Origin of the sequence: Streptomyces yangpuensis, assembly GCF_024666385.1 — a bacterium.
In the GTDB taxonomy this organism is placed as follows: domain Bacteria; phylum Actinomycetota; class Actinomycetes; order Streptomycetales; family Streptomycetaceae; genus Streptomyces; species Streptomyces yangpuensis.
Map to the genome: position 1 here is coordinate 3,464,706 of NZ_CP102514.1, position 18,077 is coordinate 3,482,782.

The window sequence follows — 18,077 nt, forward strand, 5'->3', positions numbered from 1 at the left end:
AACGCGCGTAGCTCTACCAGGGGGTAACGGGTATCGCGTTGGTTACACACAGAAGAAGGAAACCGACCCCGCGGCCGCTCTCCGCTCGGCGGCCGGGACGGTCGTAGGCTCGTTCCATGACTGACGCAAGCGCGGCCCTGGAGCCGGGACGGCAGATTGAGACCCTCGACGAGCTGACGGGGGAACAGGCCGACGCCGTCCTCGATCTGGTCGAGGACGCGGCGCGTACCGACGGCACCACCGCCGTGTCCGAACAGGGAAGGCTCCAGCTGCGCGGCGGACCGCGCGCGGGCATCCGGCACTTCCTGCTCACCGACGGCGGCCGGCTCGCCGCGTACGGGCAACTGGAGGACACCGACCCGGTGGAGGCACCGGCCGCCGAACTCGTCGTACACCCGGCGCTGCGCGGCCGCGGCCACGGCCGGGCGATGGGGATGGCCCTGCTGGCCGCCTCCGGCAAGCGGCTGCGGGTATGGGCCCACGGCGGCAAGTCGGCCGCCCGGCACCTCGCCCAGGTGCTCGGCCTGACCCTCTTCCGCGAGCTCCGCCAGCTGCGCCGGCCCCTGGCCGAAGGGGCCCCGCTCCCCGAGCCGGTGCTCCCGCCCGGGGTGACGGTACGGACCTTCCTGCCCGGCACCGACGACGCGGCCTGGCTCGCGGCGAACGCGGCCGCCTTCGCCCACCACCCCGAGCAGGGCTCGCTCACCCAGCGTGACCTCGACGACCGCATCGCGCAGCCCTGGTTCGACGCCAAGGGCTTCTTCCTCGCCGAGCGCGACGGCGAGCTCGTCGGCTTCCACTGGACGAAGGTCCACGAGGCGGAACAGCTCGGCGAGGTCTACGTGGTCGGCGTCCTCCCGGGCGCGCAGGGCGGCGGGCTCGGCAAGGCCCTCACCGCGATCGGCCTCCAGCATCTGGCGGCCCAGGGCCTGCCGACGGCCATGCTCTACGTCGACGCCGACAACCCGGCGGCCCTCGCCGTGTACGGGGGCCTCGGCTTCACCACCCACGAGGTCGACCTGATGTACCGCACGGAAAGCTGACCCCGCACAAGCCCCAGGCCCGGCAGCCCCGCCCGACCCCGCCGCCTCAAGTCGGCCCCGCCGCCCCCATCGGCATCGCCGGCGTTTAAGGCGCGGGGTCCGGGGCAGCGCCCCGGCAACGGCGCCGCACCCGCGCACACCCCCCGACCACCACCACACCCCGCGCCCTCCGGGAACGACTCGTGCGGCAGCCGGAGCCGGGAAGCCATGCGCCATTAACCGGGCATTCAGACGCGCTTGCGACCCTCCCCCAATGCAGCCCCGACTCCGCCCCACGGCCGACGCCTCCGACGCGCCTGTCCTGCCGCTTGCGCGGAAGAATGGAGTCATGAGTCACAAGCCCAGCGCCGGCCCCACCGAGGTCCCCGCACAGCACCCGTCCCACACGTCCGCCTCCGCCACCGGCGAGCCCACGGACAAGGACACCGGCAAGGACACCGGCAAGGCCGGCGCCCAGGCCACCGGCGCCGCGGCCCACGCCCGCATAGGCTCCATCGCCGCGCACCGCCCGCACCTCGGCCTCGACCCCGACCTCGACGCCGACCTGGACGCCTACGACGACAAGGACGGCGGGGAACTGCCCCCGGACCGCTTCCTCGACCGGGAGCGCAGCTGGCTCGCCTTCAACGAGCGGGTGCTGGAGCTCGCCGAGGACCCGACGACCCCGCTGCTGGAGCGCGCCAACTTCCTGGCGATCTTCGCGAGCAACCTCGATGAGTTCTTCATGGTCCGCGTGGCCGGCCTCAAACGGCGCATCGCGACGGGTGTCGCTACCCGATCGGCCTCCGGCCTGCAGCCCCGCGAGGTGCTGGACCTCATCTGGACGCGCTCGCGCGAACTCATGGCCCGCCACGCCGCCTGCTTCCAGCAGGACATCTCCCCGGCGCTGGCCGAGGAGGGCATCCACCTCATCCGCTGGCCGGACCTCACCGAGAAGGAGCAGGCCCGCCTCTTCACGCTGTTCCGGAACCAGATCTTCCCGGTGCTGACCCCGCTGGCCGTGGACCCCGCGCACCCCTTCCCGTACATCTCCGGCCTCTCCCTCAACCTGGCCGTCGTCGTGCGCAACCCCGTCAGCGGCCACCGCCACTTCGCCCGGGTCAAGGTCCCGCCGATCCTCTCCCGCTTCCTGGAGGCCTCCCCGCAGCGCTACGTCCCGCTGGAGGACGTCATCGCCGCGCACCTGGAGGAGCTGTTCCCCGGCATGGAGGTGCTCGCGCACCACATGTTCCGCGTGACCCGAAACGAGGACCTGGAGGTGGAGGAGGACGACGCGGAGAACCTGCTCCAGGCCCTGGAGAAGGAGCTCATGCGGCGCCGCTTCGGCCCGCCCGTGCGCCTGGAGGTCGAGGAGTCCATCGACCCCGGCGTCCTGGACCTCCTCGTGCAGGAGCTGAACGTCAACGCCTCCGAGGTGTACCCGCTGCCCGGGCCGCTCGACCTGACCGCCCTCTTCGGGATCGCCTCGCTGGACATCCCGGAGCTGAAGTACCCGAAGTTCGTCGCCGGCACCCACCGCGACCTCGCCGAGGTCGAGTCCGCGCACGCGCCCGACATCTTCGCCGCGCTGCGCGAGCGGGACGTGCTGCTGCACCACCCGTACGACTCCTTCTCCACCTCGGTGCAGGCCTTCCTGGAGCAGGCCGCCGCCGACCCGGACGTCCTCGCCATCAAGCAGACGCTCTACCGCACCTCCGGCGACTCCCCGATCGTGGACGCCCTGATCGACGCCGCCGACTCCGGCAAGCAGGTCCTCGTACTCGTCGAGATCAAGGCCCGCTTCGACGAACAGGCCAACATCAAGTGGGCGCGCAAGCTGGAGGAGTCCGGCTGCCACGTCGTCTACGGGCTCGTCGGCCTCAAGACCCACTGCAAGCTGTCGCTCGTCGTCCGCCAGGAGGGCGACACCCTGCGCCGCTACTCCCACGTGGGCACCGGCAACTACCACCCCAAGACCGCCCGGCTCTACGAGGACCTCGGCCTGCTCACCGCCGACCCGCAGGTCGGCGCGGACCTCTCCGACCTCTTCAACCGGCTGTCCGGCTACTCCCGCCGCGAGACCTACCGCCGCCTGCTGGTGGCCCCCCGCTCGCTGCGCGACGGACTGATCGCGCGCATCGACAAGGAGGCCGCCCACCACAAGGCCGGCCGCCCCGCGTACGTGCGCCTGAAGATGAACTCGATCGTCGACGAGGCCCTGATCGACTCGCTCTACCGGGCCTCCCAGGCGGGCGTTCCCGTCGACATCTGGGTGCGCGGCATCTGCGCGGTGCGCCCGGGAGTCCCCGGGCTCTCGGACAACATCCGGGTCCGTTCGGTCCTCGGCCGTTTCCTGGAGCACTCCCGGGTCTTCGCCTTCGGCAACGGCGGCGAGCCCGAGGTGTGGATCGGCAGCGCCGACATGATGCACCGCAACCTCGACCGCCGTATCGAGGCACTGGTCAGGGTCGCCGACCCGGCCCACCGCGCGGCACTGGACCGGATGCTGGAGACCGGGATGTCCGATGCCACCTCCTCCTGGCACCTGGGCCCGGACGGTGAATGGACACGGCACAGCACGGACGCGGACGGCCAGCCGCTGCGGCACGTACAGGAGACGCTCATAGACGCCCGGAGGCGCCGGCGTGGCTCAGCAAAACCGTAACCCGCAGGCGGGAGAGCCGGACGCAGGTGACGTGCTGGGCACGTACCTGCGTTCGCAGGCCACGGCGTTCCTGCGCGCCCTGCGTCGGTACAGTCCGAGCGCCGTGAGCGGGGCCGACGCCGCCGAGAGCAGCGGCGCGGCGCACAGCCTGCGGGGGGCCGCGCGCCGCATCAGCGGATCACTGGCCACGTTCCGGGTGGTGACCGAGTCGTCCTGGGCGGACGGCCTGCGCACCGAGCTGGTGTGGCTGTCCTCGACGCTGGCGGACGAGGACGCGTACGCCGCCCGGCTGGCCCGGCTGACGGGCGCGCTGCACCGGCTGTCGGGGTCCCCGGAGCTCCCGGCGCCGCGCGGCTCGGCCGGTGCGCTGACGGTGGGCTCGGCGCGCGCGGGCGCACTGCTGGACCGCCAGCTGACCCTCGCCCGTACCCGCGCCCACTCGGCCACCCTCCAGGCGCTCGGCTCGTCCCGCTTCCACGCGGTGGCGGACGCGGTGGCGGTGCTGGCCTCCGAGGTCCCGCTCGACGCGGTCGCGGCCCGCGGGCGGGTCGGGGAGGTCCTCGTTCCCCTCGCGGCCGTGGCCGAATCCCGACTGTCGGCCGCGGTGGCGGCGCTGCCGCCGCCCGGTGCCCGCGAGGCGACGCCGAGCCCGTACGACGCGGACCACGACGGCCAGTGGCACGAGGTACGCCGGCTCCTGAGGGTCCACCGGTACGCGCAGGAGGTCCTCGGCGCGGACGTGAGCCGCCCGGCGGCCGCGGGCGAGGCCCTGGACCGCCACCGTGACGCCGCCGAGGCCGCCGCCGCCTCCGCCACCGCGGCCCGTACCCCGCGTATCGCCCCGGCCACGGCCTACGCCTTAGGCGTCCTGCACGCCGACCAGCGCCACGAGGTCGAGGCGGCCCGGGCGGACTTCCAGCACCTGTGGCTGAGGGAGCCCGCGGTCACACCGATATAACAGCGGGGTAACGGATGATGGCCACTGCGTGCGGACGCGCCGGAACGCACCGGGTCGTCCGCCATGGTTCACCGTCCGTTCACTCGGGCCGGTCGGCTGCTTCACCTGTTCTGCCTAATTTCGGTCGTGCACGGAGAAGGCCGGCCCACAGAGGGAGCGGCCCCGCCCGGCACCCGACGTAGTCCTCTTCGCACGCCGCCCGGTACGAACGGAAAGCGGCCGGCGGCTTCTGGAAGGAACACCCGAAAGTGAAGCTTCAGCGCAAGAACATGCTTCGTGCCTCCGCCCTCGGTGCGCTTGTCGTGTCCGGCGCCCTGGTCCTCACGGCGTGCGGCTCGGACGACAACACCAAGACCGGCGACGGCGCCACCAAGGCCGCCGCCCCGGCCGCCGGCGACATCAAGTGCGACGGCGCCAAGGGCAAGCTGCTCGCCTCCGGCTCCTCCGCGCAGAAGAACGCGGTCGACCTGTGGGTGAAGAACTACATGGCCGCCTGCTCCGGCGTCGAGGTCAACTACAAGTCCTCCTCCTCCGGTGAGGGCATCGTCGCCTTCAACCAGGGCACCGTCGGCTTCGCCGGCTCCGACTCGGCGCTGAAGCCGGAGCAGGTCGAGGAGTCGAAGAAGATCTGCACCGGCGGCCAGGGCATCGACCTGCCCATGGTCGGCGGCCCGATCGCCCTCGGCTTCAACATCGCGGGGGTCGACAAGCTGAACCTCGACGCCGCCACGATCGCCAACATCTTCAACGACAAGATCAAGAAGTGGGACGACGAGGCGATCAAGAAGCTGAACCCCGGCGTCACGCTCCCCTCCACCGCGATCCAGCACTTCCACCGCTCCGAGGACTCGGGCACCACCGAGAACCTCGGCAAGTACCTCAAGGCCACCGCCGGTGACGCCTGGCCGTACGAGGCCGCGAAGAAGTGGCCGGCCCCGGGCGGCCTCGGCGCCTCCGGCTCCTCCGGTGTCGCGACCCAGGTCAAGCAGGTCGACGGTGCCATCGGCTACTTCGAGCTCTCCTACGCCAGCGCCCAGGGCATCAAGACGGTCGACCTGAACACGGGCGCCGCCGCCCCGGTCAAGGCCACCGGTGAGAACGCCTCCAAGGCCATCGCCGCCGCCAAGATCGCCGGCACCGGCTCGGACCTGGCGCTCAAGCTCGACTACACCACCAAGGCCGAGGGCGCGTACCCGATCGTCCTGGTCACGTACGAGGTCGTCTGCGACAAGGGCAACAAGGCGGAGACCCTGCCGACCGTCAAGTCCTTCCTGAACTACACCGCGTCCGACGCGGGCCAGAAGATCCTCCTGGAGAACGGCTACGCGCCGATCCCGGCCGAGATCAACGCCAAGGTCCGCGAGGTCATCAACTCGCTGAGCTAGTCCTGAGCTCCGAGGCCCGGTCCGCCCCCTCCCCCCGTCCGGGGACGCGGCGGGCCGGCCCCGGAGCCCCTTCCCCTCCACCCGGGGGAGTCCGGTGCACCGCCGCCAGGGGGCCTGCCCCCCACACAGACCGGAAAGACCATGGCTTCCACCACACCCACCCAGATAGACACGGCTCCGCCCGTCTCCACGAGTACGAGGTCCACCGGCCGCGCCGGTGACAAGATCTTCGCCGGGCTCTCCAAGGGATCCGGCATCCTGCTCCTGGTGATCATGGCGTCGATCGCCGTCTTCCTCACCTACCGAGCCTCGATCGCCCTGTCGCAGAACGAGGGGAACTTCCTCACCACCTTCGACTGGAACGCGTCGGCCAACCCGCCCGTCTTCGGCATCGCCGTCCTCCTCTTCGGCACCATCGTCAGCTCGATCATCGCGATGGCCATCGCCGTCCCGATCGCCGTCGGCATCGCGCTGTTCATCTCGCACTACGCGCCGCGCAAGCTGGCAGCGCCCATCGCCTACGTGGTCGACCTGCTGGCCGCCGTGCCGTCGATCATCTACGGCATCTGGGGCGCCCTCTTCCTCGTCCCGCAGCTGGCCGGCCTGAACCTCTGGCTCGACGAGTACATGGGCTGGACCTACGTCTTCGACAAGACCCAGGTCGGCGTCGCCCGCTCGCTGTTCACCGTCGGCATCCTGCTCGCGATCATGATCCTGCCGATCGTGACCAGCGTCAGCCGCGAGGTCTTCCTCCAGGTCCCGCGCATGAACGAGGAGGCCGCCCTGGCCCTCGGCGCGACCCGCTGGGAGGTCATCCGGATGTCCGTGCTGCCCTTCGGCCGCTCCGGCGTCATCTCCGCCTCGATGCTCGGCCTCGGCCGTGCGCTCGGCGAGACCATGGCCGTCGCCACCGTCCTGTCGCCGAGCTTCCTGATCTCCGGCCACCTCCTCGACCCCGGCGGCGGCACGTTCGCGCAGAACATCGCCGCGAAGTTCGACGAGGCCAACGAGTTCGGCCGGGACGCGCTGATCGCCTCCGGTCTGGTCCTCTTCCTGCTCACCCTGCTGGTCAACGGTGCAGCTCGCCTGATCATCGCTCGCCGCAAGGACTTCTCGGGGGCGAACGCCTGATGAGCCACGCACTCCAGGACCAGCGCCCCTCCCGGGCCCCCCGGTCCGCCGCTCCCGCCGGCCTCACCCGGGGCGGCCTGCCCCGCTGGGCCCCGGCCGGCATCGCGGTCCTCTCGATCGCCCTCGGCAGCGGCATCGGCCTCGCCTTCGGCCTCCAGAGCAAGATCCAGTGGGGTCTGATCGCGGCCCTCCTGTTCCTCGTGATCACGTACACCGCCAGCGCGGTGATCGAGAACCGCCGCCAGGCCAAGGACCGCATCGCGACCTCCGTCGTGTGGGTCTCCTTCGTCCTCGCGGTGATCCCGCTGCTCTCGCTGATCTGGACCACCGTCAGCCGCGGCGTGAAGGTCCTCACCGGGGACTTCCTCACCCACTCGATGAACGGCGTGACCAGCTTCGAGGAGGGCGGCGGCGTCTACCACGCACTGCTCGGCACCATCGAGCAGATCGCCCTGGCCACCCTGATCGCGGCCCCGATCGGCCTGCTGACCGCCGTCTACCTGGTCGAGTACGGCAAGGGCCGGCTCGCCAAGGCCGTCACCTTCTTCGTCGACGTCATGACCGGCATCCCGTCCATCGTCGCGGGCCTGTTCATCCTGACGACGTGGAACCTGGCGCTCGGCTTCGGCCCCTCCGGCTTCGCCGGCGCGATGGCCCTGTCGATCCTGATGATGCCCGTCGTGGTCCGCTCCACCGAGGAGATGCTCAAGCTCGTCCCCAACGAGCTGCGCGAGGCCGCCCTGGCCCTCGGTGTACCGAAGTGGCGCGTGATCCTCAAGGTCGTCCTCCCCACCGCCATCGGCGGCATCGCCACCGGCCTGATGCTGGCCGTCGCCCGCATCGCCGGCGAGACCGCCCCGATCATGCTGCTGGTCTTCGGTACCCAGCTGATCAACGGCAACCCCTTCGAAGGCGCCCAGTCCTCGCTCCCGCTCTACATTTGGGAGCAGTACAAGGTCGGCAGTGACGCCTCCTACGACCGGGCATGGGCCGCAGCGCTCGTCCTGATCGCCTTCGTCATGATCCTCAATCTGGTGGCCCGCGGCATCGCCCGCTGGAAGGCCCCGAAGACCGGTCGCTGACGCGACTGTATGAAAGCGAAGTGACCCCCATGGCGAAGCGAATCGACGTCAGCGGACTGTCCGCCTTCTACGGCACCCACAAGGCCATCGACGACATCTCGATGACCGTCGAACCCCGCTCGGTGACGGCCTTCATCGGCCCCTCCGGCTGCGGCAAGTCCACCTTCCTGCGCACCCTGAACCGCATGCACGAGGTCACCCCCGGCGGCCGCGTCGAGGGCAAGGTGATGCTGGACGACGAGAACCTGTACGGCGCCGGCGTCGACCCGGTGGCGGTCCGCCGCACGGTCGGCATGGTCTTCCAGCGCCCGAACCCCTTCCCCACCATGTCGATCTTCGACAACGTGGCGGCGGGTCTGCGGCTGAACGGCAACTTCAAGAAGTCCGAGCTCGGCGACATCGTCGAGCGGTCCCTCCAGGGCGCCAACCTCTGGAACGAGGTCAAGGACCGCCTGAACAAGCCCGGCTCCGGCCTCTCCGGCGGTCAGCAGCAGCGTCTGTGCATCGCCCGCGCCATCGCGGTCGAGCCCCAGGTCCTGCTGATGGACGAGCCCTGCTCGGCCCTGGACCCGATCTCCACCCTCGCGATCGAGGACCTGATCGGCGAGCTCAAGGAGCGCTTCACGATCGTCATCGTGACGCACAACATGCAGCAGGCCGCCCGCGTCTCCGACCGGACCGCCTTCTTCAACCTCGCGGCGGTCGGCCAGCCCGGCAAGCTCATCGAGATCGACGACACGGACCGGATCTTCTCGAACCCGTCCGTGCAGGCGACCGAGGACTACATCTCCGGCCGCTTCGGCTAAAGAGATGTGCGAGACGTCCCGCGGTGCTGCATGGCGGTGCCACCGCGGGACGGAAGAAAGAAAAGAGGGCCGGCTCCCCCTGGGTGGGGGGAGCCGGCCCGCTTTCGTACCCGCGCACCGCGGGCATGTACCACTGGCCGAAGGCCAGGTTCACGATCCAGAAGCTGATCGCGGCGACCAGGGCCGCGGCCGGCATCGTGATGCTGCACCGCCCGGGGGATGACCCCCGGACCCCCAGCAGGGGGCGGCGGCACCGCTAGCCGAAGGCCAGGTTCACGATCCAGAAGCTGATCGCGGCGACCAGCGCCGCGGCCGGCATCGTGATGCTGCACCGCCCGGGGGATGACCCCCGGACCCCCAGCAGGGGGCGGCGGCACCGCTAGCCGAAGGCCAGGTTCACGATCCAGAAGCTGATCGCGGCGACCAGCGCCGCGGCCGGCATCGTGATGCTGCACCGCCCGGGGGATGACCCCCGGACCCCCAGCAGGGGGCGGCGGCACCGCTAGCCGAAGGCCAGGTTCACGATCCAGAAGCTGATCGCGGCGACCAGCGCCGCGGCCGGCATCGTGATGCTGCACCGCCCGGGGGATGACCCCCGGACCCCCAGCAGGGGGCGGCGGCACCGCTAGCCGAAGGCCAGGTTCACGATCCAGAAGCTGATCGCGGCGACCAGCGCCGCGGCCGGCATCGTGATGCTGCACCGCCCGGGGGATAACCCCCGGACCCCCAGCAGGGGGCGGCGGCACCGCTAGCCGAAGGCCAGGTTCACGATCCAGAAGCTGATCGCGGCGACCAGCGCCGCGGCCGGCATCGTGATGAACCAGCCCAGGATGATGTTCTTGGCGACGCCCCAGCGCACCGCGTTCACACGCTTCGTCGCACCCACGCCCATGATCGCCGAGGTGATCACGTGGGTGGTGGAGATCGGCGCGTGGAAGAGGTAGGCCGAGCCGAACATGATCGAGGCGCCGGTGGTCTCGGCCGCGAAGCCCTGCGGCGGGTCCAGCTCGATGATCTTGCGGCCGAGCGTACGCATGATGCGCCAGCCACCCGCGTACGTACCCAGCGACAGCATCACGGCGCACACGACCTTGACCCAGACCGGGATCGGGTCGTCGGCGGTCTGGACGTCGGCGATGACCAGGGCCATCACCACGATGCCCATCGTCTTCTGCGCGTCCTGGAGGCCGTGGCCGAGCGCCATGGCGGCCGCGGAGACGGTCTGAGCGATACGGAAGCCGTGCTTCGCCTTGTGCGGGTTGGCGCGGCGGAACATCCACAGGATGGCCACCATCACCAGGAAACCGGCGACGAGGCCGACGATCGGCGAGGCGAACATCGGGATGACGACCTTGTCGACCACGCCCGACCAGATGACCTCCGTGCCGCCGGCCAGGGCCGCGCCCACCATGCCGCCGAAGAGGGCGTGCGAGGAGGACGAGGGCAGGCCGAAGTACCAGGTGATCAGGTTCCAGACGATCGCGCCGACCAGCGCCGCGAACAGGATCCACATGCCCGTGGAGCCCGTGGGCGTCTCGATCAGGCCGCTGCTGACCGTCTTGGCCACCCCGCTGCCCAGGAAGGCGCCGGCGAGGTTCATCACGGCCGCCATCGCGAGCGCCGCCCGCGGGGTCAGTGCCCGCGTGGAGACGGAGGTCGCGATCGCGTTCGCCGAGTCGTGAAAACCGTTCGTATACGTGAAACCGAGCGCGACACCGATGGTCACGACCAGAGCGAAGGTGTCCACGAGGTTCAGGACTCCTTGACCGCGATGGTCTCCACCGTGTTCGCGACGTGCTCGAACGCGTCGGCCGCCTCTTCGAGCACGTCGACGATCTGCTTCAGCTTCAGCACCTCGATGGCGTCGTACTTGCCGTTGAACAGGTGCGCGAGCAGCTTGCGGTGGATCTGGTCGGCCTGGTTCTCGAGGCGGTTGACCTCGATCCAGTACTCGGTCAGGTTGTCCATCGTCCGCAGGTGCGGCATGGCCTCGGCGGTCAGCTCGGCCGCCCGCGCCAGCACCTCGATCTGCTGCTCGACACCCTTGGGCAGCTCTTCGATGTTGTAGAGGACGACGAGGTCGACGGCCTCCTCCATGAAGTCCATGATGTCGTCGAGCGACGACGCCAGGGAGTAGATGTCCTCGCGGTCGAACGGCGTGATGAAGGAGGAGTTCAGCTGGTGGAAGATCGCGTGTGTCGCGTCGTCCCCCGCGTGCTCCGCCGCCCGCATCCGTTCCGCGATCTCGGCCCGGGCGGACGAGTCCGCTCCGAGCAGTTCCATCAGGAGCTTGGAGCCCGTGACGATGTTGTCCGCGGATGCGGCGAACATGTCGTAGAAGCTCGTCTCCCTGGGGGTCAGACGAAATCGCACGTGAGGTCCTCGGGGTGCATTGGAGTCGGTCAGGCTGATGCTAGGCGCATCCCCCGGCCACGGCTAACCGGCAGTTCCCCAGTGTCCTCCATCAGGCAGAGTGAGGAACACGGGCCCCCGCACCTCGGGCACAAGCCCGGTATCTTATACCCATGAGGGGTATGCATCCATGCAATCCCCCCCTCGCTCCGGACCACGGGAGGACGTATGACGACCATCGAGGCGGAGGGCCCCGGAGCCGGCACGGCGGCCACGGCGGCGACGGCACTGACGGCGGCCGCACCCGGCACCTCCCCCGAGGGCGGGGCCGTCCACGGCTACCACCACCAGAAGGACGAGCACCTCAAGCGGCTGCGCCGGATCGAGGGGCAGATCCGCGGCCTCCAGCGGCTCGTCGACGAGGACGTCTACTGCATCGACATACTCACGCAGGTCTCGGCGAGCACGAAGGCGCTCCAGTCCTTCGCGCTCCAGCTGCTGGAGGAGCATCTGCGCCACTGCGTCGCCGACGCGGCGGTCAAGGGCGGCGCGGAGATCGACGCCAAGGTCGAGGAGGCCACCAAGGCCATCGCGCGGCTCCTGCGCACCTGAGCCCCCGGCCCCGCCGCCGGCCCGCACGACGCGGGCCCGGCGCGGCATCCGTACGACCGGCGGGGGGGCGGGCGGGACTTCGACGACAGGGCCTCGGGCCGGACACCCCCTAGCGGCCCAGCAGGACCTCGTCGATGCGGTCCAGGCTCAGCCGGTCCTCGGCGGCCGCGGACGCGGCGATGATCAGCTCACCGCACAGTTCGATCTCGGCGAGCGCCACGTGGTCCTGCACCGTCGTACCGCCTGCGGGAGTCACGCGTGTCACCTCAATCTGCCACCGGCCACCGGCCGTCATCGGTCATGCCGCACCACTTGCCGGCGCCCGGCTTCTCAGCGTAGGGAGGACGCTCCTCCCGCCGCATGACACGGATGGACCATTTCCGGATACCCGGCCATGGCCCGATCGCGCCGCTCCCGGACCGCCCGCCCCGCTAGTCGGCGATCTTTCCGGCGTAAATGTCCCCGCTCGCGGGCAATACGACGGTCACCGGCGTCCCGAATCCGTACAGCAGCGTGGTCGATGACACATCGATCACGCCATTGTTGACGTAGCTGAAGCGGTGTCTGACCTTCCGCAGCCGCCCCTCCTCGTCCAGGTAGGCGTCGAAGGGGACCGTGTCCTTGCTGAACCCTTTCGCCGCAGCCGCCAGTGCCCCGCGCATCTCGGCCGACGCGCTCACGGCGGCCCGCCCGATGTCGGTGGTCCCCCGGTAGTGCCGCACCCTGGTGCCCGCCACCTCGGTCTCCCCCACGTACGTCACCTCCTGCGCGGCCCGCAGCAGCTCGGCCGCGATCAGCGGATCGGTGGCCCCGCCGGTGACCAGGTTCCCGTCGGCGAGGGTCGTCGTGTCGATGCGCACCCACTTGTCGGCGGGGACGCCCGCGCCGCGGTTCTTCATATAGAGGGCGCCCGGCACGAGGAGCTCGGTGATGGGCCGGTGCTCGTCCTCGCCCTTCACGTCGGCCGGCAGCAGCACCAGGAGCTGCCCCATCCGCTTCTCGAAGTCGACGCCGCCCTCGCCGCGGATCGTGACCCGGGTCCCGCCCGTGGCCATCTCCATGGCCGTACGGGCGCGGGCGCTGCCCGTGCGCGCCAGGGCGTCCGCGGCCCCGCGGACCACCGAGGCCGCTGCCGCCGGGGACCGGTCGTCGCTCCCGCCGCCACCGCCGGCGCACCCGCCCGTCGCCGTGACCGCCAGGGTGACTCCGGCGGCGAGCACCACCTCAGCCGCGCGTCCGCGCAGCAGCCTGTGCCGGTGTTCCACCATCGCCTGCCAACCCCCAACGCATGACCGCTGCTTGCCCGAGGTCCCCACCCGCTCCGGATAACGAGGCCCCGGGTTTCCCGTCACGGGGCACTCCCTCCCCGCCCGTCTCCGGCCCCGGGTACCGTGGAGAAGTGGAACCGCACATCGACGCGACCCCGGTCCCTCCGCTCGACGCCGTACCGCTGCCTCGGCCGCAGTCGCAGTCGCAGCCCCAGCCGCCGACCGCCCACATCGCCTCCACCGCCGACCGCGGATCGTTCTGCCTGGCCGTCTGCTCCTGCGGCTGGAAGGGTCCGGCCCGCCGCTCCCGCGACCTGGCCCGCAAGGACGCCGCCGGTCACGAGACCCCGGAGACGCCCTAGGCATCCGGGTCGGGCATCCGGGTCGGGCATCCGGGTCGGGCATCCGGGTCGGGCATCCGGTCGCCGGCTGGGCCCCGCCGGTGCTCTCGCCCGTTCGGACGGCCCGGCTGGCCGGGGGGTGTCGCAGCGGATGCCCTTGACTCATGCCAGGTTCCGCAGCCCGCCTCGCGGCCCTTCTCTGGGCCCTGCTCTTCGCGTTCGCCCCGGCCGCCGCGGCCTGGGCCAGACCCGTGGGCTCGGCGGACAGCCCGGCCGACGTGGCCCTGGCCATCGGGCTCACCTCCGCCGCCGCCCTGGCCACCGGGATGTGGCTGCGCTCGCGCTACCGCCGCGAGGGCGACACCGACGCGGGTGACCAGTGACTCCCCGGCCCCGCCCGCGGGCGGTCCGGCTGTGCTTCGGGGTGGCCGCGCTGTGCCTGCTGACGGCCGTGCTGCTCGCCGTATGGGACTCGTACGGAACGGGCTGACCGAACAGGGGGAATCTCCGCGGCAGCGGTCCCGGCGCGACCGGCCCCGACGACATCGGTCCGGCCGTCAGGCGGCGAGGTCGTCAGGCGGCGAGGTCGTTGTCCTGCGTACGCCGGCCCGCGGGCGGGTTCTTGGGCTGCGCCGCGAGGCCGACCGGCTGGGGCCGGGCCCGGTCCCCGGCCCGTACGAGCCCCCCGAAGCGCGGTGAGTCGGCGACCGCCCGGACCAGCGGGTTCAGCACGGCCAGCGCGAGCGGCGCGAGCACGAGGACCACGGCGGTGCCGAGCGCGAGCGCGCCGATCACATCGGTCGGGTAGTGCAGGCCCATGTAGACACGGCAGAGGCCCTCCACGAGAGCCAGCCCGATCCCCAGGATCCCGAACTTCCGGTTCGCGACGAACAGGCCCACGCCCAGGGCCATCGCGACGGTGGTGTGACCGCTGACGAAGGAGTACTCGGTGTTCGCGAGCCCCACGCCCCAGCCGGGGTCGAGCACCTGCAGCCCCTCGTGCTGGCGGAACGGCCGCTGCCGGCCGACGAATTCACGCAGCGGTACGTTCACGAGCAGCGCCAGGCCCGCGGCGAGCGGGGCCCACACGAGCGCGGTGAAGGATTCGACGGCGGTGGTCTCGTCCTGGCGCCGGGCGCCACGCCAGCACCACAGCACGAGCAGCACCAGGGCCAGCAGGATCCCGTACTCACCGGCCAGGCTCACGGCCGTGTCCAGCCACGCGGGGGCCCGCCGGGCCGCTCCGTTGACCTGGTACAGCAGGCTGACATCCACGTTCGGCCCACCTGTTGTGAGTCCAGCCATGGTGACGCGGCCCCTTGCTCTTGCCGTGGTTCCCCTGCGGGCGCACCCGGGTGTGCGCCCCTTCGACACCCAATTGATCAACCCCCGCGTTGATGGAACGCCCGTTCTGGCAGCCGGGTTCCACTCTCCACCGAATGATCACGGCAACGTTATCGAAGAGTGACTGGTCGTCGCAGCTCAGGGCCTTTGCATCACGGAGAGTTGCAAGACACCCCCCCCTGGGACGCCCCTAGGACGGCCGACCGGCCGCGGCCCGCACCGGGAGGGAGGCCGCACCGTCCTTCGTCACACGGGTCGCCCCGAAGTAGTCGGGGGTGTCGATCTTGTCGAAGCGGATGACCGCTCCGGTGAACGGGGCGTTGATCATGTATCCGCCGCCCACGTAGAGCCCGACGTGCCGGATCTCCCGAGAGTTCGTCAGATCATCGGAGAAGAACACCAGGTCTCCGGGCAGGAGTTCGTCCCGCGAGGGGTGCGGTCCGGCGTTGTACTGGTCGTTGGCCACGCGCGGCAGCTCGATCCCGACCGTCTCGTACGCGGCCTTGGTCAGCCCCGAGCAGTCGAACCGCCCGCCGTGGTCGGGCGTACCGTTGCCGCCCCACAGGTACGGCGTGCCCAGCTGCTTCTGCGCGAAGTAGATCGCCCCGGCGGCCTGTTGCGAGGGCGCCACCCGCCCCACGGGCCGCTCGAAGCTCTTCGCCAGCGTCGTGATCGCCTTCACGTACCCCTGGGTCTCCTTGTACGGCGGTACACCCCCGTACTTGATGACCGCGTAGGCGCCGGCGTTGTAGGCGGCCAGCATGTTCGACGTCGCGTCACCGGGCACGCTCCGCACGTCCTTGGCCAGCGTGCAGTCGTACGAAGCGGCCGAGGGGATGGCGTCGTTCGGGTCCCAGATGTCCCGGTCGCCGTCCCCGTCCCCGTCGATTCCGTGGCCCGCCCAGGTGCCCGGGATGAACTGCGCGATGCCCCGCGCGTCCGCCGGGCTCACGGCACTCGGATTCCAGCCGCTCTCCGAGTACAGCTGCGCCGCGAGCAACGGCGGGCTGATGGACGGGCACAGGTTGCCCCACTTCTCCACCAGGGCCTGGTACTTCGCGGGCACGGCCCCCTTCGTCAGGCCCACGGCACGGCCGCCGGCACCCGCTCCCACGAGCCCCGCCGCCGCCGAGTACGTCCCCACGACGAGGAGCGTCACGAACGTCAGACACAGCCCGATCCCGATCCCGCCGGCCATCCAGAATCTGCGCACCCGTCAACCCTCCCCCATCGACGTCACTTCAACGTGCGAATCGCCCGTGTCGCATGTCCTACTACCCCACTTGGAAGCCGGAGCAGGCGATGCTCGCGTACTTCGTAGGATCATCCTCGACGTGGTAGAAGACCAGCGTCCAGTCCCCCGGGTCGTTGGCCAGGGGCACGCCGGGGTACGTCCGGCCGTTCACGTGCTCCGCGAAGTCGTCCGGGTACGTGAGCGTGAGGAACTCACCCGTCTTCCACTTGCTGTAGATGTCGACGGGCTTGCTGGTGAAGCCCACGGACCGGTTGTCCATCGGGAACGGCTGTCCGGTCTGCGGGTCGAGGTCGTGCGGGGCCCTGACCGCCACCGATACGTAGTACGGGTCGGGTTTGGCCGGGCTGTTCTCGGCGTACTTCACGCGCATGCTGATCTTGACGGACTTGCCCGAAACCTCGGCGCCCACCTGGAAGTCCGCACCTGGCGGCTTCTGCTCCGCCCCCAGATTGCATGCGCCGGTGCCGTGCGCCGCACGCTCCGGGTCGGTGGAGGGCAGCCAGAAGTAGCGCGAGATCCGGTTGCCCTCGATGTACTCGGCGGGCGGCTTGCCGGCGGCGCCCCCGGACGCCGCGGGCGCGGGGCCGACGCCTCCCGCGCCCGGGTTCCCGGCGGGCGTGCCCGCGGGACCGGCCGAGGCCTCCGCCCCGCGGCCCGACCCTTCGCCGCCGGCCGGCGGTACCAGCTTCCAGGCCGCCAGGGCGAGAGCCGCCGCCACGGCCACCCCCGCACCGGCCCATAGCCCGCGCCGCCCCACGGGCCGCGCCGGGAACTCCTCGGGCCGGGTGGCGACGTACGGATACCCGGGCCCCTCGGTCGGCAGCGCATGCACCGCGCCCGCCACCGGCACGGGACCGAATATGGGCGCGGGGGCGGAACGCGGTACGGGGGCAGAACCCGGTACGGGCACGCGCGCGGGGGCCGGCACCGGCACCGGCTCGCCCAGCGCCCCCAGCCCCGCGTACACCGGGTCGTCCACCAGCGCGTCCCGCACCCCGCAGCGGCGGACGATCTCCGCCGGGTCCGGGCGCTCGGCCGGGTCCTTCGCCACGCACGCCCCGATCAGCGCCGCCAGGCCCGGCGCGACCCCGGCCAGGTCGACGGGCTCGTGCACCGCCCGGTAGCTCACCGTCGCCGCGTCGCCGGTACCGTACGGCGGGCGCCCGGTCGCCGCGTACGCCATCGTCGCGCCCAGGGCGAAGACGTCCGCCGCGGCCCCGGCCTCCGCGCCCCGCAACACCTCCGGCGCCGTGTACCCCGGCGTCCCCGGAGCGTGCCCGTCCTGCGTGAGGGCCGTCTCGCCCACGCCCCGCGCGATACCGAAGTCGATGAGCTGCGGCCCCTGCGCGCCCAGGATGACGTTCTGCGGCTTCAGGTCCCGGTGCGTCACCCCGTACCCGTGCACGCTCGCCAGTCCCTCGGCCAGGGCCGCGAACAGCCGCAGGCAGGTGTCCGCCGGCAGGCCGCCGCGCTCGGCCACGGCGTGACCGAGCGTCGGTCCCGCCACGTACTCGGTCGCCAGCCAGTACGGCGCCGCCGCCAGCGACGCGTCGATCAGGTTCGCCGTGTACGCCGACCGCACCGCACGTACCGTCTCGGCCTCGCGCCGGAACCGGGCCAGCGCCTCCGGATGCCCGGTGATCTCGTCCCGGATCACCTTCACCGCGACCAGGCGCCCACCGGGCGACCGCCCGAGGTACACCTGCCCCATCCCTCCGGCACCGAGCCGGGCCAGCAGCGCATGCGCCCCGATCTGGGCGGGGTCGACGTCTCTCAGGGCCTCCACCCGCACGAGCCTGCCATACCGACTACCGTGCCACGACGCCGGGTTGAGGCGCGCCCGGCGACCCCGACGC

General features: G+C 71.3%; 17 protein-coding genes. 10 read left to right on the plus strand and 7 right to left on the minus strand.

Going from position 1 to position 18,077, the window contains the following annotated elements; translation table 11 throughout:
• The first annotated feature begins 116 nt into the window (after window positions 1-116).
• The 7 genes from mshD to pstB all read left to right on the plus strand — a co-directional run bounded on the left by mshD (window position 117) and on the right by pstB (window position 9,049).
• On the plus strand, window positions 117-1,043 hold the full coding sequence (gene mshD, locus NRK68_RS15770; RefSeq protein ID WP_183069683.1) for a mycothiol synthase: 927 nt from the start codon (window positions 117-119) through the stop codon (window positions 1,041-1,043).
• Window positions 1,044-1,371: 328 nt separating this feature from the next.
• Window positions 1,372-3,687 carry an RNA degradosome polyphosphate kinase gene (locus NRK68_RS15775; protein WP_183069684.1) on the plus strand — a complete coding sequence of 772 codons (2,316 nt, stop codon included), beginning with the start codon at window positions 1,372-1,374 and terminating at the stop codon, window positions 3,685-3,687.
• Window positions 3,668-4,645 carry a CHAD domain-containing protein gene (locus NRK68_RS15780; RefSeq protein WP_183069685.1) on the plus strand — a complete coding sequence of 326 codons (978 nt, stop codon included), beginning with the start codon at window positions 3,668-3,670 and terminating at the stop codon, window positions 4,643-4,645. The genes NRK68_RS15775 and NRK68_RS15780 overlap by 20 nt, the downstream gene beginning before the upstream one ends.
• A 248-nt stretch (window positions 4,646-4,893) precedes the next feature.
• Window positions 4,894-6,030: a phosphate ABC transporter substrate-binding protein PstS gene (gene pstS / locus NRK68_RS15785; RefSeq protein ID WP_183069686.1), complete on the plus strand. Its 1,137-nt coding sequence runs from the start codon at window positions 4,894-4,896 to the stop codon at window positions 6,028-6,030.
• Window positions 6,031-6,171: 141 nt separating this feature from the next.
• On the plus strand, window positions 6,172-7,161 hold the full coding sequence (pstC, locus tag NRK68_RS15790) for a phosphate ABC transporter permease subunit PstC (RefSeq protein ID WP_183069687.1): 990 nt from the start codon (window positions 6,172-6,174) through the stop codon (window positions 7,159-7,161).
• Window positions 7,161-8,243 (plus strand): phosphate ABC transporter permease PstA, encoded by a 1,083-nt coding sequence (pstA, locus tag NRK68_RS15795; protein WP_183069688.1) that lies wholly within the window; start codon window positions 7,161-7,163, stop codon window positions 8,241-8,243. Before pstC ends, pstA begins: the two co-directional genes overlap by 1 nt.
• A gap of 29 nt (window positions 8,244-8,272) precedes the next feature.
• On the plus strand, window positions 8,273-9,049 hold the full coding sequence (gene pstB, locus NRK68_RS15800; protein ID WP_046778612.1) for a phosphate ABC transporter ATP-binding protein PstB: 777 nt from the start codon (window positions 8,273-8,275) through the stop codon (window positions 9,047-9,049).
• A 748-nt stretch (window positions 9,050-9,797) separates the two neighbouring features.
• On the opposite strand, the gene NRK68_RS15805 is transcribed toward pstB, so the two are convergent.
• Together NRK68_RS15805 and NRK68_RS15810 are read right to left on the minus strand one after the other, a co-directional pair.
• A complete protein-coding gene (locus NRK68_RS15805) occupies window positions 9,798-10,796 on the minus strand; it encodes an inorganic phosphate transporter (protein ID WP_183069689.1) in 999 nt (332 codons plus the stop codon).
• Window positions 10,797-10,801: 5 nt separating this feature from the next.
• Window positions 10,802-11,422, minus strand: a complete 621-nt coding sequence (locus tag NRK68_RS15810; protein ID WP_046778610.1) for a DUF47 domain-containing protein — start codon at window positions 11,420-11,422, stop codon at window positions 10,802-10,804.
• 207 nt (window positions 11,423-11,629) lie between these two features.
• Here NRK68_RS15810 and NRK68_RS15815 point away from each other — a divergent pair, with 207 nt between their 5' ends.
• The gene (locus NRK68_RS15815) at window positions 11,630-12,013 is read left to right on the plus strand and encodes a metal-sensitive transcriptional regulator (RefSeq protein WP_257856042.1); all 384 of its coding nucleotides are present in this window, start codon (window positions 11,630-11,632) and stop codon (window positions 12,011-12,013) included.
• A 109-nt stretch (window positions 12,014-12,122) separates the two neighbouring features.
• Here NRK68_RS15815 and NRK68_RS15820 read toward each other — a convergent pair whose 3' ends face one another.
• Window positions 12,123-12,308 carry a hypothetical protein gene (locus NRK68_RS15820; protein ID WP_037864540.1) on the minus strand — a complete coding sequence of 62 codons (186 nt, stop codon included), beginning with the start codon at window positions 12,306-12,308 and terminating at the stop codon, window positions 12,123-12,125.
• Between the two features lie 136 nt (window positions 12,309-12,444).
• Window positions 12,445-13,281, minus strand: coding sequence for an SCO4651 family lipoprotein (locus tag NRK68_RS15825; RefSeq protein WP_257856043.1), 837 nt, complete (start codon window positions 13,279-13,281; stop codon window positions 12,445-12,447).
• A 131-nt stretch (window positions 13,282-13,412) separates the two neighbouring features.
• On the opposite strand from NRK68_RS15825, the gene NRK68_RS15830 reads away from it, so the two are divergent.
• The gene (locus NRK68_RS15830; RefSeq protein ID WP_257856044.1) at window positions 13,413-13,643 is read left to right on the plus strand and encodes a hypothetical protein; all 231 of its coding nucleotides are present in this window, start codon (window positions 13,413-13,415) and stop codon (window positions 13,641-13,643) included.
• A 143-nt stretch (window positions 13,644-13,786) separates the two neighbouring features.
• Window positions 13,787-14,005: a hypothetical protein gene (locus NRK68_RS15835; RefSeq protein ID WP_183069693.1), complete on the plus strand. Its 219-nt coding sequence runs from the start codon at window positions 13,787-13,789 to the stop codon at window positions 14,003-14,005.
• Window positions 14,006-14,195: 190 nt separating this feature from the next.
• On the opposite strand, the gene NRK68_RS15840 is transcribed toward NRK68_RS15835, so the two are convergent.
• The 3 genes from NRK68_RS15840 to NRK68_RS15850 all read right to left on the minus strand — a co-directional run bounded on the left by NRK68_RS15840 (window position 14,196) and on the right by NRK68_RS15850 (window position 18,007).
• On the minus strand, window positions 14,196-14,927 hold the full coding sequence (locus NRK68_RS15840; protein ID WP_257856045.1) for a phosphatase PAP2 family protein: 732 nt from the start codon (window positions 14,925-14,927) through the stop codon (window positions 14,196-14,198).
• A gap of 229 nt (window positions 14,928-15,156) precedes the next feature.
• Window positions 15,157-16,164 carry a C40 family peptidase gene (locus NRK68_RS15845; RefSeq protein WP_046778605.1) on the minus strand — a complete coding sequence of 336 codons (1,008 nt, stop codon included), beginning with the start codon at window positions 16,162-16,164 and terminating at the stop codon, window positions 15,157-15,159.
• A gap of 76 nt (window positions 16,165-16,240) precedes the next feature.
• On the minus strand, window positions 16,241-18,007 hold the full coding sequence (locus tag NRK68_RS15850; RefSeq protein ID WP_257856046.1) for a protein kinase domain-containing protein: 1,767 nt from the start codon (window positions 18,005-18,007) through the stop codon (window positions 16,241-16,243).
• Window positions 18,008-18,077 lie beyond the last annotated feature (70 nt).

What these genes read in the sequence shown, in the direction of transcription:
- pstB (WP_046778612.1), top strand. Translation starts at nt 8,273, where the DNA reads ATGGCGAAGCGAATCGACGTCAGCGGACTGTCCGCCTTCTACGGCACC.
- NRK68_RS15845 (WP_046778605.1), bottom strand. Translation starts at nt 16,164, where the DNA reads ATGGCCGGCGGGATCGGGATCGGGCTGTGTCTGACGTTCGTGACGCTC.
- mshD (WP_183069683.1), top strand. Translation starts at nt 117, where the DNA reads ATGACTGACGCAAGCGCGGCCCTGGAGCCGGGACGGCAGATTGAGACC.
- pstC (WP_183069687.1), top strand. Translation starts at nt 6,172, where the DNA reads ATGGCTTCCACCACACCCACCCAGATAGACACGGCTCCGCCCGTCTCC.
- NRK68_RS15775 (WP_183069684.1), top strand. Translation starts at nt 1,372, where the DNA reads ATGAGTCACAAGCCCAGCGCCGGCCCCACCGAGGTCCCCGCACAGCAC.
- NRK68_RS15835 (WP_183069693.1), top strand. Translation starts at nt 13,787, where the DNA reads ATGCCAGGTTCCGCAGCCCGCCTCGCGGCCCTTCTCTGGGCCCTGCTC.
- NRK68_RS15820 (WP_037864540.1), bottom strand. Translation starts at nt 12,308, where the DNA reads ATGACGGCCGGTGGCCGGTGGCAGATTGAGGTGACACGCGTGACTCCC.
- NRK68_RS15825 (WP_257856043.1), bottom strand. Translation starts at nt 13,281, where the DNA reads ATGGTGGAACACCGGCACAGGCTGCTGCGCGGACGCGCGGCTGAGGTG.
- pstA (WP_183069688.1), top strand. Translation starts at nt 7,161, where the DNA reads ATGAGCCACGCACTCCAGGACCAGCGCCCCTCCCGGGCCCCCCGGTCC.
- NRK68_RS15815 (WP_257856042.1), top strand. Translation starts at nt 11,630, where the DNA reads ATGACGACCATCGAGGCGGAGGGCCCCGGAGCCGGCACGGCGGCCACG.
- NRK68_RS15840 (WP_257856045.1), bottom strand. Translation starts at nt 14,927, where the DNA reads ATGGCTGGACTCACAACAGGTGGGCCGAACGTGGATGTCAGCCTGCTG.